The 15,549-nt window shown below is 39.4% G+C and carries 19 protein-coding genes; 3 read left to right on the plus strand and 16 right to left on the minus strand.

The features are described 5' to 3' along the window. A partial coding sequence (locus AC1Z3K_RS15630; protein ID WP_461732511.1) for an IS3 family transposase occupies window positions 1-134 on the plus strand: 134 nt, incomplete at its 5' end. Window positions 135-166: 32 nt separating this feature from the next. On the opposite strand, the gene AC1Z3K_RS15635 is transcribed toward AC1Z3K_RS15630, so the two are convergent. The 8 genes from AC1Z3K_RS15635 to AC1Z3K_RS15670 form a co-directional block, all read right to left on the minus strand. Further along, on the minus strand, window positions 167-355 hold the full coding sequence (locus tag AC1Z3K_RS15635) for a hypothetical protein (RefSeq protein ID WP_461733231.1): 189 nt from the start codon (window positions 353-355) through the stop codon (window positions 167-169). Then, window positions 342-704, minus strand: coding sequence for a hypothetical protein (locus AC1Z3K_RS15640; protein ID WP_461733232.1), 363 nt, complete (start codon window positions 702-704; stop codon window positions 342-344). Before AC1Z3K_RS15640 ends, AC1Z3K_RS15635 begins: the two co-directional genes overlap by 14 nt. Further along, window positions 694-969, minus strand: coding sequence for a DUF3130 family protein (locus AC1Z3K_RS15645; protein ID WP_461733233.1), 276 nt, complete (start codon window positions 967-969; stop codon window positions 694-696). The genes AC1Z3K_RS15640 and AC1Z3K_RS15645 overlap by 11 nt, the downstream gene beginning before the upstream one ends. A gap of 661 nt (window positions 970-1,630) precedes the next feature. Further along, entirely contained in the window at window positions 1,631-3,892 is a 2,262-nt protein-coding gene (locus AC1Z3K_RS15650) for an N-6 DNA methylase (protein ID WP_461733234.1), read from the minus strand. A gap of 718 nt (window positions 3,893-4,610) precedes the next feature. After that, a complete protein-coding gene (gene rpsI / locus AC1Z3K_RS15655) occupies window positions 4,611-5,003 on the minus strand; it encodes a 30S ribosomal protein S9 (protein WP_426083644.1) in 393 nt (130 codons plus the stop codon). 13 nt (window positions 5,004-5,016) lie between these two features. Next, window positions 5,017-5,445, minus strand: a complete 429-nt coding sequence (rplM, locus tag AC1Z3K_RS15660; RefSeq protein WP_426083691.1) for a 50S ribosomal protein L13 — start codon at window positions 5,443-5,445, stop codon at window positions 5,017-5,019. A 283-nt stretch (window positions 5,446-5,728) separates the two neighbouring features. Further along, the gene (locus tag AC1Z3K_RS15665) at window positions 5,729-6,145 is read right to left on the minus strand and encodes a DUF3788 domain-containing protein (protein WP_426083642.1); all 417 of its coding nucleotides are present in this window, start codon (window positions 6,143-6,145) and stop codon (window positions 5,729-5,731) included. A 16-nt stretch (window positions 6,146-6,161) separates the two neighbouring features. Further along, window positions 6,162-6,731 (minus strand): GNAT family N-acetyltransferase, encoded by a 570-nt coding sequence (locus AC1Z3K_RS15670; RefSeq protein ID WP_461733235.1) that lies wholly within the window; start codon window positions 6,729-6,731, stop codon window positions 6,162-6,164. Window positions 6,732-6,874: 143 nt separating this feature from the next. Here AC1Z3K_RS15670 and AC1Z3K_RS15675 point away from each other — a divergent pair, with 143 nt between their 5' ends. Together AC1Z3K_RS15675 and AC1Z3K_RS15680 are read left to right on the plus strand one after the other, a co-directional pair. Beyond that, window positions 6,875-7,591: an N-acetylmuramoyl-L-alanine amidase gene (locus AC1Z3K_RS15675; protein WP_461733236.1), complete on the plus strand. Its 717-nt coding sequence runs from the start codon at window positions 6,875-6,877 to the stop codon at window positions 7,589-7,591. 46 nt (window positions 7,592-7,637) lie between these two features. Beyond that, the gene (locus tag AC1Z3K_RS15680) at window positions 7,638-7,841 is read left to right on the plus strand and encodes an N-acetylmuramoyl-L-alanine amidase family protein (RefSeq protein WP_461733237.1); all 204 of its coding nucleotides are present in this window, start codon (window positions 7,638-7,640) and stop codon (window positions 7,839-7,841) included. A 179-nt stretch (window positions 7,842-8,020) separates the two neighbouring features. Here AC1Z3K_RS15680 and AC1Z3K_RS15685 read toward each other — a convergent pair whose 3' ends face one another. The 8 genes from AC1Z3K_RS15685 to trpE form a co-directional block, all read right to left on the minus strand. Further along, on the minus strand, window positions 8,021-8,851 hold the full coding sequence (locus AC1Z3K_RS15685) for a histidine phosphatase family protein (protein WP_426083634.1): 831 nt from the start codon (window positions 8,849-8,851) through the stop codon (window positions 8,021-8,023). A 301-nt stretch (window positions 8,852-9,152) separates the two neighbouring features. Then, window positions 9,153-9,920: a tryptophan synthase subunit alpha gene (gene trpA, locus AC1Z3K_RS15690; RefSeq protein ID WP_426083632.1), complete on the minus strand. Its 768-nt coding sequence runs from the start codon at window positions 9,918-9,920 to the stop codon at window positions 9,153-9,155. Then, complete coding sequence (gene trpB / locus AC1Z3K_RS15695) at window positions 9,892-11,112, minus strand: tryptophan synthase subunit beta (protein WP_461733238.1); 1,221 nt, start codon at window positions 11,110-11,112, stop codon at window positions 9,892-9,894. The genes trpA and trpB overlap by 29 nt, the downstream gene beginning before the upstream one ends. Beyond that, window positions 11,112-11,711, minus strand: coding sequence for a phosphoribosylanthranilate isomerase (locus AC1Z3K_RS15700; RefSeq protein ID WP_461733239.1), 600 nt, complete (start codon window positions 11,709-11,711; stop codon window positions 11,112-11,114). Before AC1Z3K_RS15700 ends, trpB begins: the two co-directional genes overlap by 1 nt. Beyond that, window positions 11,708-12,472 (minus strand): indole-3-glycerol phosphate synthase TrpC, encoded by a 765-nt coding sequence (gene trpC / locus AC1Z3K_RS15705; protein ID WP_461733282.1) that lies wholly within the window; start codon window positions 12,470-12,472, stop codon window positions 11,708-11,710. The genes AC1Z3K_RS15700 and trpC overlap by 4 nt, the downstream gene beginning before the upstream one ends. After that, window positions 12,469-13,482 (minus strand): anthranilate phosphoribosyltransferase, encoded by a 1,014-nt coding sequence (trpD, locus tag AC1Z3K_RS15710; protein ID WP_461733240.1) that lies wholly within the window; start codon window positions 13,480-13,482, stop codon window positions 12,469-12,471. The genes trpC and trpD overlap by 4 nt, the downstream gene beginning before the upstream one ends. Continuing rightward, complete coding sequence (locus AC1Z3K_RS15715; protein WP_461733241.1) at window positions 13,466-14,056, minus strand: anthranilate synthase component II; 591 nt, start codon at window positions 14,054-14,056, stop codon at window positions 13,466-13,468. The genes trpD and AC1Z3K_RS15715 overlap by 17 nt, the downstream gene beginning before the upstream one ends. After that, window positions 14,053-15,420 carry an anthranilate synthase component I gene (trpE, locus tag AC1Z3K_RS15720; RefSeq protein WP_461733242.1) on the minus strand — a complete coding sequence of 456 codons (1,368 nt, stop codon included), beginning with the start codon at window positions 15,418-15,420 and terminating at the stop codon, window positions 14,053-14,055. The genes AC1Z3K_RS15715 and trpE overlap by 4 nt, the downstream gene beginning before the upstream one ends. Between the last annotated feature and the right edge of the window lie 129 nt (window positions 15,421-15,549).

Below are 15,549 nucleotides of genomic sequence, written 5' to 3' on the forward strand. Positions count from 1 at the left end.
ACATAGAGCCAAAATACTCTACCACTACTGTAATAGATATTGTCACAAATTACATTAAGAATTATAATACCCATAGAATTCAACGGAAGTTGGGTTATCTATCACCGATAGCCTATCGAAAACAGACCGTTTAATCGCCTCTCTTTTGCCCTCTCACTTTTGGGGGTCAGTGCCCAACCTCATAGGGAGATAATGCCTCTTTTATAGAAGACCATCCTGGACCTGTTAATTCTGTCGAGTCTTTAAATTCACTGATTGTTCTTTCTACTGTTGAAAAGTTGGATAAACAGGTAACACGTGCATTTTGGGAAGAGGAATGCGCCCGTTGCACTTCGGAATAACTAAATTTCGTCATCTTCTGCCTCCTGTTGCTTAGCCTCATAATAATCATTCGTTAGTTCATCTTCCCTCGTATAAAGTGCTTTTCCTTTCGATTCAAACCTCTCATCAATTTCTGCAAATTGCCGTTGAATATCGAATGATTCTGCTTCAAAAACATCCAACTGTTCTTGCGCATGATTAGCTGATACTGTTCCTTGACTAAGATAAGCAATTTCTTCCAATACCGCTTGTTCCTCTCGTTGAAGATAGCGCCAATGCTCTTTGGCTTCTTCCCAGAAATTCTTCTTTTTCTGCATAAGCTCTCGCTCTTCTTCCACCTCTTGAAGTTGATTAGATAGTTGTCTACTCTTTTCATTTCCCACTTTGAGACACCCTCTTTGCTTCTTGGTCAGCCTTTTCATAGACATCACTAGCTGAAAGAATATTCTGAGCATCTGTTTTTAAATCTCCTTCAAATGTCGCCATTAATTCTCCTGTCTTAGACAGGATAGATTGAATATCTCCTACAGCTGTGCCATTGGATATTGAAATATCTGAACCACTGTTAGAATATGGTGACAAACAAGGAAGAGTTAGTCCACTAGCAAATGTAATCGCTTGTTGGGGATTATTTTTCGTTTCGCTCATGGATATCCTCCTTAAAATTACCTTTTTCTTACAGTTTATCATTTTGAATATAAAAAAATAGAGTAGTTTCTACTTTTTATTATTTCTTCCCTCCATAATTCTTCTATTTTTTGAAGTTTTTTTCCTTTACTATTTCCACCCTCATACTATGTATTGTAGCTTCCTTTGTTGCTTCGTCAACAGTAATCCCAGCTCCTGTGAAAATATATTCACTCGCAATTTCTTTATCATTATACTTGCTATTTTTAAGTAGTTCATACATGAATCTGACCAATTTCTTAATATCCTCAGCATCTTTTAAAGAAGCATACTTCTTTAAATGTCTTCTCTATTTTCAAAAAACAAGAGATACCATTTTTTGGCACCTCTCGAAAATATTGATATAAAGTTGTGTTTAATGATTTGAGAACTGTAAAACTTTACGGACTTTTTCAAGGTCTGGTTCGATTGCTCGGATTTTGAATAAGTTTTAAAAGCCTTTAATATCAATGGATACAGAGTGACCAACATTTCAAAGCTTCAATGAGTTTCAATAGATTAAGAATTAACGATGTCAATTTTTAAACAAAAATACACAATCCAAAATAAAACAATAAATTGATATTTAGTAAAATTTTATATTCTCTTAACATAAATTAATTTCAAAGTTTATTCTAGTTTGCTAAACAATATTAAGCAAGTTAGCTTTCAATTCTTTTTCAGCTTCTACAATTTGAACCTTCAACCTATCGTAGTCCTCTATATAATCTTTAACGAAATTATTTTGTTCATCAATCGGAAAATACTCAATGTAATATTCTCCTAGTGCATCAGGAGTTATAGTTAGTTTCGATGTTCCATCAGCTAAATCTGCCACTATTTTTTTTCTTATAGCTTCAAGATACCAGTTATAAAATTTCAGATTTATCGGAAAATCATTCTTGGTATTTGGTGTCAATACTAAGCAAAGATTACTTGCAATAAATTTACCTCTTACATACTGACTTTTCCCTAGCGAGCCACTCGCAAATACTGCATAAATAAGTGCCTCAGTATCATATTTATAGCTTGAAAATTTCTTCCAATCACTTGATGCTGTGATAAAATCATATTCTCCCTCATCTATTGCCTCTGTTGAAGCTAATGTTCCTTTCTCATAATTAAATATTTGCTTAAACTTAACTAATTTATGATTTATATCCTGTTCATTCTGAAAACCTGCTACATTTAGCATTCCTTCTTTATAAATTTTCTTTTTTTCTGATAAACCTTTTACTTCATTTAAGTTATTAATTGAATCTACAATTTGATTTTCAATATCGTTCCATTTATTATTTCTATCTATTCTCCCTTTGTGTTGGATACTTACTAATCCATCATCCTCAAGGTTATAGAAGAGTACCTCATCATCTTCATTATGTGGTGTTTTTGTAAATCCAAAAATTGAAGTATTTACGGTACGTCCCTGTTCTCTAAAAATTGAAAGAGGCATTTTTATCACATAGTCCAATTTAGCTTTTTTTAGAAGTTGTTCAGTAAGGCCTTCAGTACCATCTTTACCCTGATTTTTTGTTAAAGTTGGACTAGGCATGATTATAATTAATTTTCCATTATTTTCTAAATAATCAATAGCTTGTAGTGTGAACTTTATTGGATTATTTCTTTCATAAGGCGGATTTATAATGCATTTAGTCGGTTTTTTCGATCTTATGAATTCTAATAAAACATCATCTTTATTATTCATAATCCGCCCCTTACTTTCATTCAGCAAGCTATTCCTAAACAGCATATTAGAGCGACCATCCCCGTGTAGAAACATATTAGAACAAGCCAGAGAAAATAAAACTGGATCAATTTCGAACCCAATCAATTGCTCAGTTCTAATTTGTTCTAATTTTTCTTCATCGTCTTTTGCTAAATTAAATAAAATTTCCATAGATTCCATTAAGAATCCACCTGAACCGGTACAAGTATCAATCACGACATCATCGATAGATAAGCGCGCTAATTTTACCATTAGCTCTTTTATATGATCAGGAGTTAAAATGATATTTTTATTCTCAATTTTACCCGCTCTTGACAAAAATATCTTATAAGCCTTTCCTAGAATATCCTGCTTTTCTTCGTATTGATATGGGATATAAATTTTATTATGAATTTTAGAAATTAATTCCCTATACGTATCCAATGGTAAATCAATATTCTTTATAAATGAAAACTGATCTCTCCAACTAAATTCCTTTGACAAATTATTAACCTTTAGTCCTAACTGTGTATCAATGGCTTGTAAAACAGCAGCGTTCATATAATGAGAATTTAAAATTGTAACAGATGTTTGTGCTATTTCCTGCTCGGTCGGAGGCTGGATATTAGTATATATATTTCGGAAATTTGAATTAGTTAAAGCAATCATTATTCCTGAAAAAAATAAGCTTCTGTAAGTATCTTTAATTCCACCAGTATGAAATTCTTCGTTTATAGATTTTAGAATAGTAAGCAATTGCTCATCTGATATAAAATCACCAGAAATACGTTTGCTTAGAGTTTTAGCAATATCTTCTATTGACAATAATTTATCCTTAGTTTGAAAAGAATAAATTTTACTATTACCCATTTCTTTATAATAATAAGTAACTTTAATTTGACTTAAATCTTGTCCAGAAACAGCAATACCAACAATATTTTTTCTAATTAAATTATTTTCCATATAAAATTTCACTTCATCTTCAGCACAAGAATGGAGAAGTGCTTTTGCTTCCACAATAATAGAAAAATCAGGTAAATCTATAAAAAAATCAGGATATCCAGCATAATCAGTCCTTTTTTTTGATCTAAACCCATACGAACTGTTTATAGCAGATTTTTCAACAAAAGTCTCTGCACCATAAAAGGAACGAAAAATATTCTCTGTAATAGTTTCACTTGCTTTATTCGAGTTTAACATATTATATTCTATCTCCTTGTTTAACAGTGATACAAATCGCTTTAAATCCATAAGCGCTATTTGCTCTTTTAACTTTAAATCAGTAAATTGACTATAACATTTAGGTTAGGCAATTTGAAGTCTTTTTTGCTATTCACTCTTCAATTATCACATGATCTACATATTCTTTAAAGCCTATTTCATTAATTCATATGTATTTGATTTCACATAACATAATCTTCAAATCCTCCTCATTTTACAACCCCTACTTTTTTTAGTTGATTCCATACTATCTAAAGCATACTCAAAAGCTTGATTAAAAAAATTGTACTAATCTTTGTAATAGCTTCTTCTTTTTACTATATATTTTATTCTAAAATTACTCAATTAGCACTACCTTCTATTCCACATAATCGTACTTCTTTTTCATAGTTTTTTAAGTTACTTGTAAATAACTATACTAAATTTAATAACTAAATATAAAAATGGGAAAACTTTCCCTTTTTATTGCTTATCTAAAATACCATTTACTCGTTCAATCAACGAAACAAACTGCAAAACACTTTCCATCTGTTCACCTATCAATCCGACTAGTTTAAATTTTAAACAATCAGATATTCCAAGTAAATAGCCCGGAAAAGTAGAGTGAATTATAGCGTGAACTTTTCTCTAACTCAACAAAAAAACGCCAGATGGTGTGGAACCAAAAGGCGTCTGTAATGTTGATATAAAGCGAATATTAACGTTTTGAGAATTGTGAAGCTTTACGGGCTTTCTTAAGACCTGGTTTTTTACGTTCAACCATACGGGCATCACGTGTAAGCAAACCAGCGCGTTTTAATGCAGAACGGAAATCAGGATCTACTTCCAGCAATGCACGAGCGATTCCGTGACGGATAGCTCCTGATTGTCCAGCGTAGCCTCCACCGTTTACGTTTACCATTACATCGTAAGCGCCTTTTGTTTCAGTCACGCCGAAAGGCTGATTGATAACTTCACGCAAGTCAGCGTGTGGAATATATTCTTCAACATCTTTTTTGTTTACAGTAATTTTACCAGTTCCTGGTACTAAACGTACGCGGGCAACTGCATTTTTACGACGGCCAGTGCCGATATATTGTACTTGAGCCAATGAATTTCCCTCCTTAAATTAGGTTAGTAATGTCTAATACTTCTGGTTGTTGTGCAGCATGTGGATGCTCTGCTTCACCATATACGTTCAATTTAGTAAATTGTTTGCGGCCTAAAGTATTTTTAGGAAGCATACCCTTTACAGAATTTTCGATTAGACGGCGAGAATTTTTCTCACGCAATTCACCAGCAGTAACAGATTTCAAACCACCTGGGTATTGGCTGTGACGGTAGTAAATCTTGTCAGTAGCTTTTTTACCAGTTAATTTCACTTTGTCAGCATTGATTACAATTACAAAATCTCCAGTATCCACATGTGGTGTGAATGTTGGTTTATTTTTTCCACGTAGTATAGATGCTACAACTGTTGAAAGGCGTCCCAAAGGAACATCAGTTGCATCTACTACGTACCATTTACGTTCTACTTCGCCAGCTTTGGCCATATATGTTGTACGCACAGTTCTTTCCTCCAATTTTCGTTTCGATGTTTGACATACACTTGAGTTTCCGGGGCTCATCGTGGGGCAAACAATACCATTTAACATAATACCCCGTATCCCTTGTAAAGTCAATGAATTTCTGATTATTTTTTCGATTACAACAGCTTTTTTTCACCATTTTCTGCAAATGTATTTCAGTTTACTTTCCTGCGCTCTTTTCCCTTTATCTTTTGAAAAATAAAAAGAAAAGAACAACAGAGCCATTCATTCTTTTCTCTTTTTTATTTTACTGTAGCCTAAATGCCATCAGCTTTCGTGCGTCCTGTAGAATTTTTTCGTTATCTACATCGAAGAGCAGCCATTTGCCGCCGTTCATATACTCATAGGTTTCGTAGGCTTCTTGAATCTGTTCATCGCTTTTCTCAATTAAGGCTTCAATCTCAGCCTGATACTCTTTATTGGCAATAATCAATATCCGAAACGTTCCCTTTTTGGGATAAATGGTACATATGCTTTTTCCTCTTTTTTTAAATTTCAGGTTCCAGCCGGGGATCGAGCAACGGCTGTGCTCCAGCTTTGGTTTGATTTTGAGCTCTTCCGTCAGCTCATGTAACAGCTGTTCCCATTCTTTTGTGTGGATAAACGCAGTTACGTCCTCAAGCTCTGGTTTTGTTTCTCTATTAAATGTCTCATTCCAGTCCATGTTATCCCTCCTTCATCTATTGTCGATTTTTCTTCCAGTCTTCAATCGTCAGTCCTTTGATGACGTCTGTTACTGCCTTTCCTTTGGCTAGACGAGCGTTGGGAATGCGCCCTTCTTCCTTCATGCCGATTTTATCCATCACTCGACCTGAATTTGGATTTTCTTCATCGTGTTTGGCAAATATCCGTATCAGCTGCAGCTTTTCAAAGCCCAGCTCCAACAAAGCTTCACAGGCCTCTGGCACCAGACCATATCCCCAATATTTTCTACTTAAGCTATAGCCGATTTCGGCAATTTTATTTGCTGGTTCAACTCGTAAATCAATCGCCCCAATCAGCTTTTTATTTTCCTTTAGTTCAATACCATACTTTCCTAACGGGTTACTCATAAAATAATCAGCAATCGCCGCTTCTGTATCTTCCAGTCGTTGATGAAGTGGAAAAACATATACAACTGTTTCTTCATCAGAGGCATATTCAAACATATCAGAAGCGTCGGCTAAAGTTACTGGGCGCAGAACTAGCCGCTCTGTCTCCAAACGTTGATTTTCAGCTAATATCAAATTATAATTCACCATTACTTCCATCTACATCACCTGCTTTTTATACTACTTTAACGAAGGATCGCTGAAAGTTCAACAGCGTTTTACAGAATTTTTTAATTTAAGTCAGGTTTAAGCTTCAATCATTATCGTTGAATCATCCCAAAGAATGAAGAGGTCTGCATCATATGAGCATTCGTTCCCGAAAATTCACCCTGACAGTTTTATTATTGATAGTTCTCGCGGCTATTTTCTATTTCGATTTATTTCCGGCAGTCATTGGCAACGGCACTGAAAATGCAGAGACAAATACATCAGCTGCTCAATTGACTTTAGCCGCTGCAGAAAGTGAAGTCTCTGAGGTTAACCTAGATAGCCAGACCCTAACTGTTGTGCAGGTTGGAGAAGAAGATATAGTTTTATACAGTCAGCCGAATACCGGTAGTGATGTGGTTACGACGGTGACACATGGTGAATATCTTGAGTATATTGATGAGATTAATAGCTGGTACCACGTGGTTGTCAACGATCAGTACGAGGGATATATTTCAAGTCTTTATAGTGAGAAAGCATTAATTGATGTTGCAGCTCCCGCTACTTCACTAAAGAATACAACTGTCGTTTTAGATCCGGGACATGGCGGACAGGATACTGGAGCTATTAGCAACAACGGCTCTTTCTATGAAAAAGATATTACCTTAGCTACTGCGAAAATTATCAAAAACACGCTGGAAGCTGCTGGCTGTACCGTATTATTAACCAGAAATACAGATGCTACTATAGACTTGGAAGATATATGCAGTATCAGTATGCAGAATCAGGCAGATTTCTTTATCAGTCTTCACTATGATTCCACGGAATATATGAACGAAGCCTCTGGCACTATTACGTACTATATATTATGAGAAATACGAAGCACTGGCTGAAGCAGTCAATGATTCTTTAAAATGTATGCTGCCCTTGGACAACCGCGGCGTTGAAGCCGGCAACTTCCATGTCCTGAGGGAAAACACCCGTCCTGCACTTTTGTTAGAGCTTGGGTATATGAACAATGATTATGATTTAGCCGCTTTCACTACTAAAAACTATCAGCAGCAAGTAGCTGAGGGGCTTTTAGAGGGAATGACTGAATATCTTGCTCAAGAAAATGAGTAGACTGGTATTATCTACTATTCAGAAGAAAAGGAATGGGGGTAAAAAAGATTCGTGCGCTCTCGATTTATTCACTTGTTATAAATAAAAGACCAGCAAACAAAAATAAAGATTTAACTGGCTATCACAAAAAAACTATAAGAAAAGGAACAGGCTGTTCAACGGCCTGTTCCTTTCTTCAATTATTTCTGCCCGTTCTCTACGTAGCTCATATCATTTACAGAGTTTACTGTGAATTTTCCATCCTTATAAGTCACAGTAGAAATACTGGCATTGCTTAATCCAGTTGGCGGCAGTTCTGCATTGCTGTCCAGTTGTCCTAGTAAGGTAATAATGCTCATGCCATGAGAAACAACCAGGATATTCTTATGTCCTTCTTTTTCTGCATCCTTCACAATATCATCCAGAGAAGCGGTCAGGCGGTCAATAATCGTCTGGCTATCTTCTGCCGGCCAGTTAACGCCCTCTTCTACATTGTCTTTATCCAATTCAGCTAAAACATCGGCAAAATGCAGAATTGATTTATAAAAACCGTCTTTCTGCATCCCCTCCATGAACTCTTCATATGTTTGACCATCGGCTTCTGCCACAGCCGTCTGCATCTCTTCATTCATCATCCCTTCGTAGGTTCCAAAGTTATATTCCCGCAGACGTTTGTCCTTGTTGATTTCCATACCATTCTGACCATTATTGGCTAAGACCAGCTCAGCTGTTTCAATAGCTCGTCCACTATTGCTGCTGTAAACCTTATCAAACGTAACGTCTTCCAGCCCTTTTCCTAGATATTCTGCTACCTCTACGCCAGCCGGCGTCAGCGGCGCATCAATCCAGCCCTGCGAACGGTCCACTGTATTTAACATCGTCTTCCCATGTCTGGCAAAATAAATGGTTATTTCCCCGCTCTCTGCTTTTTCGCTGCCTACCGTTTTATCCGCCTTCTCAGTTCCCCCAGCACAGCCTGTCACAACTAATGCTGCTGCGGCTAGTCCTACTAAAAATTTTTTCATGCTCATTCTTAAACTCCTCCTCATTAATTTATTGAAAGCGGACAATGATTTCTTTACATACCTCCCTTTAAAAAAATAAAAAACCTAATTATGCCGATTCAAAGAATCCGCATAATTAGGTTTAGCTTGCCGAAAACAATCACTATCCTGCATATTCAACTGATTTCATTATAACTTTTTATCACCAAAATGAAAACCTTTTCTTATTTATAAAATAGGGGATTTTACAGAATTTTTCAGTTCATTTGATTTTTAACAGTTTATTTTCCATCTGGAGCAGTTTGCTGACTTGCTCCGGCAAGTTTCATTAGATTCCAGCTATTTCACTGACAAATTGAGCGGCCTGCTCACCGCTGCCTTCGCTTAATAGTTGAACGATTTTACTACCTACAACAACTCCAGCACAGCTTCTTCTAAATCGTTGGGCATGCTCCTTTGTTGAAACACCAAACCCGGCTAAAACCGGCTTGTCGCTAATTTCTTGAATAAACCGTAAGTGGTCATCCAATTCTGCCTGATAGTCTCTGCCAATGCCTGTTACTCCGTTTACAGCTACTGCGTAAATAAATCCTTCCCCGTCAGTCACGAGTGTCTTAATCCGCTCCTGTGGTGTCGTCAGTGCAATTAACGGGACTAACGCAATGTCCGTATTTTTCAGCAGCGGCGTCAAGTAGCCACGATGTTCATAGGGAAGATCTGGAATGATTAATCCTTTTACTGGTGTCTCCTTTAGCTCAGCAATAAGCCTTTCCAAACCAAACGAGTAAATCGGGTTGAAATAGGTCATCAATACCAAGGGAATGTCTGTTTTTATTTCTTTCAATGTCTCAATGATTTTAGCCAGCGTTACCTCCTGCTTTAGCGCAGCTAGTCCAGCCGCTTGAATCACTGGACCATCAGCTACTGGATCTGAAAAAGGAATGCCCAGTTCAATCGCTCCTGCTCCGGCAGCTGCAAGCTGGTGAATTTCATTTGCCAGATTCTCCAGTCCTTGAGCCCCCGCCATGATATACGGAACGATAATCGTTTCGCCATTTTTCTGTTTTTTAGTCAGCTGTTTCGTTAATGTCTTCATTGTATTCCCTCTTTTCCAGTAATGTTTTAATTTGCTGAACATCCTTGTCTCCTCTACCTGAAAGGCAAATAATCAGTTGTTTTTCAGGTCCTAGCTCTTGAGCGACCTTCACGGCATGACTAATTGCATGAGAGCTTTCCAATGCTGGAATAATTCCTTCTGTTCGACACAACAGCTGAAAGGCAGCCAACGCTTCATCATCTGTAGCAAAGGCATATTGCGCCCGACCGCTTTCATTTAAATGACAATGCTCTGGTCCTAGTCCTGGATAATCCAAGCCGGCTGAAATCGAAAAAGCTTCCTGTACCTGTCCGGCATCATCCTGCAGCAGCTTCATCATTGCCCCATGAAGAATACCTACTCTGCCTTTATTAATAGAAGCTGCATGAGCCCCAGTTTCCAAACCTAAACCAGCGGCCTCCACTCCAATTAGCGCAACCTCCTGATCGTTAATAAAAGGATAAAAAATCCCCATCGCATTGCTGCCGCCGCCTACGCAGGCAACGACTGCATCCGGCAGCTTTGCTTCTGCTTCTAAAAATTGACGACGAGCCTCTTCCCCAATAATACTTTGATAATCCCGAACAATTTTCGGAAACGGATGCGGTCCCAGAACCGAACCCATTACGTAATGAGTGTCCTCTACATTAGCAACCCAAAACCGCAAAGCCTCATTGACGGCATCCTTTAGGGTTTTACTTCCCGATTCCACACTCTCTACTCTAGCGCCTAAAAGCTCCATTCGAAAAACGTTCAGCGCCTGACGCTCTACATCGACTGCGCCCATAAAAATGGTACATTCCATACCGAACAGCGCCGCCACAGTAGCAGTAGCTACACCATGCTGTCCTGCACCTGTCTCAGCCACTACTTTGCTTTTGCCCATTTTTTTAGCTAGCAGAATCTGCCCGATGGTATTGTTGATTTTATGGGCTCCTGTATGATTAAGATCCTCACGTTTCAAATAGATTTTTGCCCCGCCGATTTCTTTCGTTAATCTTTCCGCATAATAAAGGGGATTTTCCCGTCCTACGTACTGTTTTAAATAATAGGCAAGCTCTTCTTGAAACGAGACATCTGTTTTGGAGGCTTCATATACTTCCTCCAGTTCCTTCACTGCTTTCATCAGCGTTTCCGGGACAAACTGTCCGCCGTAAGAACCATAAAATCCTTTAGTTGGTTGACTATACATCACATTTCCTCCTTCGCTTTTTTTAAAAATTCGGCAATCTTCTCACAATCCTTTTCACCGTTCGTCTCTACTCCGCTGGAGATATCCACAGCATAGGGGTTAAACAATTGTCTGGCAGTCTGAACGTTATCCACAGTTAATCCACCAGCAATAAATACTTTTTTATCGCTCAAATCATTAAGCTGCAGCTTTTTCCAGTCAAAGGTCTGACCGTTGCCTCCCATGTATTTTTGAGGCGGGGCATCAAACAACAGATACTCTGCTGGATCATTAGCCAGTACGGCCAAGTCAAGCGTATCCTTAACAGCCACTGCCCGAATATGAGGAACGGAAAACCGGTTTGCTGGTCGGTCTCCATGGATTTGAACAAGATCTAAATCAGCGGCAGTAATGATTGCTTCCAATTCATCTAGAGTGGGGGAAACAAAAACCCCGACTTTCTTCACGCTCCGGGGAATCATTTTGCTGATTCGACGTGCATGTTTGGGTGTAATCCGCCGTCTGCTCTCAGCAAACACAAAACCAATGTAGTCTGCACCATTCCTGACTGCGGTCTCCACATCTCCCTTTGTTTTCAATCCGCAAATCTTCACCTTCATCTTGCCGCCCTCAGCTCTCTAACCTTTGCTTCTGGTGAAGCAGCCCGCATTAATGTTTCCCCTACCAAAACTCCCTGATAACGGTCACTGATTGCTGCTGCCTGAGCACCGGTTTCAAAGCCCGATTCGCTAATGTATACTGCGTTGGTTTTCTGATGCTTTCCTAGTTCAATACTTGTTTCAATCGTCACCTCAAAGGTCTTTAAATTTCGATTGTTTACGCCAATCAGGGGAGCCGCTAAAGCTTCTGCAATCGTCAATTCCTCTCGATTATGGACTTCCATCAAAACCTCTAATCCCAGATCCTGTGCCGCTTGGAACAGTTCTGCCAGCTTTTCTGGATATAATGCCGCAACAATCAACAGGATCATTGTGGCTCCGGCATTTCGTGCTCGAATCAGTTGTTTTTCGTCAATAATAAAGTCTTTGCACAAAACTGGAATAGCCACAGCCGCTGCAACCTCTTTTAAGGTTTCTATCGAGCCTTTAAAAAACACTTCATCTGTCAAAACAGATATAGCCGACACCCCCGCTGCTTCGTATAGCTTTGCCTGCTTGACTGCATCTACTTCCATATTTATCTGTCCTTTTGAAGGTGATGCCCGCTTGATTTCTCCAATGATATGAACATACTCTGGTTCATTTCTGACCCGTTCACAAAACGAAGGAGTCTGACGCAGTGTCTTCAGCTTTTCTCTAGACATCTTTGCGGTTTCCTGTGCTTTTTCCTGAAGTATCTTTTCTAAAAAATCCGTCATCAGGCTACCTCCTTTTGGATACGAATAAATTCCTGCAGCTTGTCCATCGCTGCCCCATCTTTAATGCAGTGTCCTGCAATCAAAATACCCTCTTCAATTGTCTGCGCTTTTCCGCTGCTGAAGAAACCTAGACCTGCATTCAACAGAACCGTATCCAGATAAGGTCCTGCTTCATTTTTCAAGACAGAATATAAGATTTCAGTATTCTGCTGAGCATCGCCGCCCCGAATGGCAGTTAACGGCAGCTGCTGAAAGCCTAGTTCCTCTGGTTCTATGGAGTTTAAGGTAATCCTGTCATTTTCCAGCAGTGCATAATGAGTGGTTCCAGCCAACGAAGCTTCATCCAAACGGCCGCCGCCATTGACAACGACTGCCCGCTGGCGGCCTAAGCTTTTTAGTGTAGCCGCCGTTTCTTCCAACAAGTCCAGACGATAGGTTCCCATCAGCTGAGAAGTCAATGGAACCGGATTGGTCAGCGGACCAATCAAATTCAAGACAGTCGGAACGCCTAGCTCTTTACGAACCTTCATCACATGTTTCATATTCGGATGCATAGCAGGGGCAAAGAGGAAGGCCAATCCTACCTCGTCCAGCAGTGTAGCGATTCTTTCAGGAGACAGTCGAATATCCACGCCTAAGCATTCAAACAGGTCAGCACTGCCGGAACGGCTGGAAATACTACGGTTTCCGTGCTTCGCTACCGTTACTCCGCCAGCAGCCAGAACAAATGCTGCTGTAGTGCTGATATTGAAGCTCCCTGACTGATCTCCTCCCGTACCACAATTGTCCATCACTTCTTCAGCCTGACAATTAATCTTCAACGCCTTGCGCTGGATAGTCTCAGCTATGCCTGCCATCTCCTCTGCGGTTTCTCCCTTACATTTCAATGCGGTCAGAAAAGCTGCCAGCTGACTATCTGTTAAACGCCCCTCAAAAATCTCTTCGGCAATACCTGTGGTTTCTAGTTTAGATAAATGTTGTTTTTGATATATTTTTTCAAATAACTCTTTCATACTTTTCCCCTCCACATAACTGAATAAATCTCTGTATCATACTTGCTCCATCGGCGGTCCCAATAGATTCCGGATGGAATTGCAAACCAAAAACAGGATATTTTTTATGTTCAACGCCCATCACTTCATTGTCTTCATCTGAATAGCTGGTAATGCAAAATCCTTCTGGTACTGACTGCTGCTTAATAACCAATGAATGATAGCGAATAACCTCAAATACCGCCGGCAGCTGCTGAAATAAATAGCCTGCTGTTTGCCTGACTGTCGATGCCTTTCCGTGATAAATACGATTTGCCTGCTGAACTTGTCCGCCGAAAACTGCACCAATTGCCTGATGTCCCAGACAAATGCCCAAAATCGGCTTTTCTTTGTAAAAGCGTTCAATGATTGAAAATACTTGTCCAGTCTCCTCTGGCTTACCCGGTCCGGGAGAAATAATTATTCCGTCAGCCTCTTCAGCTTTTCTCAACAATTCAGGCGCATCATTCCGCAGAATACAAATATCAGCAAATTGTCCAGCCAGCTGAGCAAGATTATGTGTAAATGAATCATAATTATCAATTAATAAAATCATTGTCCTACCTCCAATAATGCTTTTGCTTTTTGTAGGGTTTCTTCGTACTCTTTTTTCGGATCGGAATCATAAACAATCCCCGCACCTGCCTGTACATAGGCTTTTTTCTGATGGATGACCATTGTCCGTATGGCTATGGCAAAATCCGCCTGATCATCTTTAGATAAATAGCCAACCGCTCCGGCATATATTCCCCGTTTAACCGGCTCCAGTTCATAAATACGCTGCATTGCTCGAATTTTCGGGGCTCCGCTGACTGTTCCTGCCGGTAGAGTGGCTTTTAACGCATCCATCGCTGTGCAGTTCTTTTTCAGCTTACCCGTAACAACAGAAACAATATGCATAACAAAGCGGTATTTTTCAATCGTCATATACAGAGGAACTTCTACCGAACCAATTTCGCTAATTTTTCCAATATCATTCCGGCCTAAATCAATTAACATCAGATGCTCGGCCCGTTCCTTTTCATCGGCAAGCAGCTCCTTCGCTAGCCGGTTGTCTTCTTCTGGCGTCGCTCCTCTTTTCCTCGTTCCAGCAATCGGGTTGGTTGTCACTGTCTGATTTTTCACACTCACTAAACGTTCTGGAGAAGAACCAACTACATAAGTATCAGTAAAATCCAGAAAATATAAGTAAGAAGATGGATTCTCCACTCGAAGTCTTCGATAATAATCAAAAGGATTATCCGTACAATCAGCACTTAAGCGTTGGGAAGGTACCATCTGGAACATATCACCTTCAGCAATATAGCGTTTGATTTTCTTAACCGCCTCTTCAAATTGATGTTTCGAAAAATTACTGCGGTAGTCAAGCGGATTTAGCTCGATTACTTTTTGCTCCTCAGGTACAGGAGTTCTTAATTGCTCAGCAGTTTGAGTTAGCGCTTGTTCCAGCTCTGCTTCTGTTCGTTGGGAATAGCTGTCAGCCTCTACCAGCAAAATGGTTTCTTTCAGATGGTCAAATAATAGAAATGAATCGAATAAATAAAAATGGATATCGGGAAGCCCCGTCTCATCATGGGGAATCGGTCCCAGCTCTTCATAGCTGCCAATCACATCATAGCCAACATAGCCAATTGCTCCGCCCTGGAAAGGCAAGCCTTTGATAGGTGTCTCTGATACAAGAATCTGTTTTTCCAGCTCCTTTAGCGGATCATCGATTTGATAAGATCCAACGCCGGAAACCATAAAGGTCTTTTCTTTTACGGTAATTTCTTTGACCGGACTCCAGGCAATAATTGTGTACCTTCCCTGGCTTTTATCTCTAGGTATACTTTCCAGCATGCACTTGTTTTTTCCTTGTACTCTTAAGAATGCTGAAACAGCTGTTAAAAAATCAGCTTGTATTTCTTTTGTTTTCTGCATACTCGTTTCCCTCCATTTCTCTATTCGATACGCTCCGTTTCCTTTGTCCATCAGAAGCTTGCTTAGCTATGGTTCCTATTCGGTAACTACGCTCTCTTCGTTCGCCTAGTGCTGTTCATCATCTGCTCG

The organism is Enterococcus sp. LJL128 (assembly GCF_056924295.1).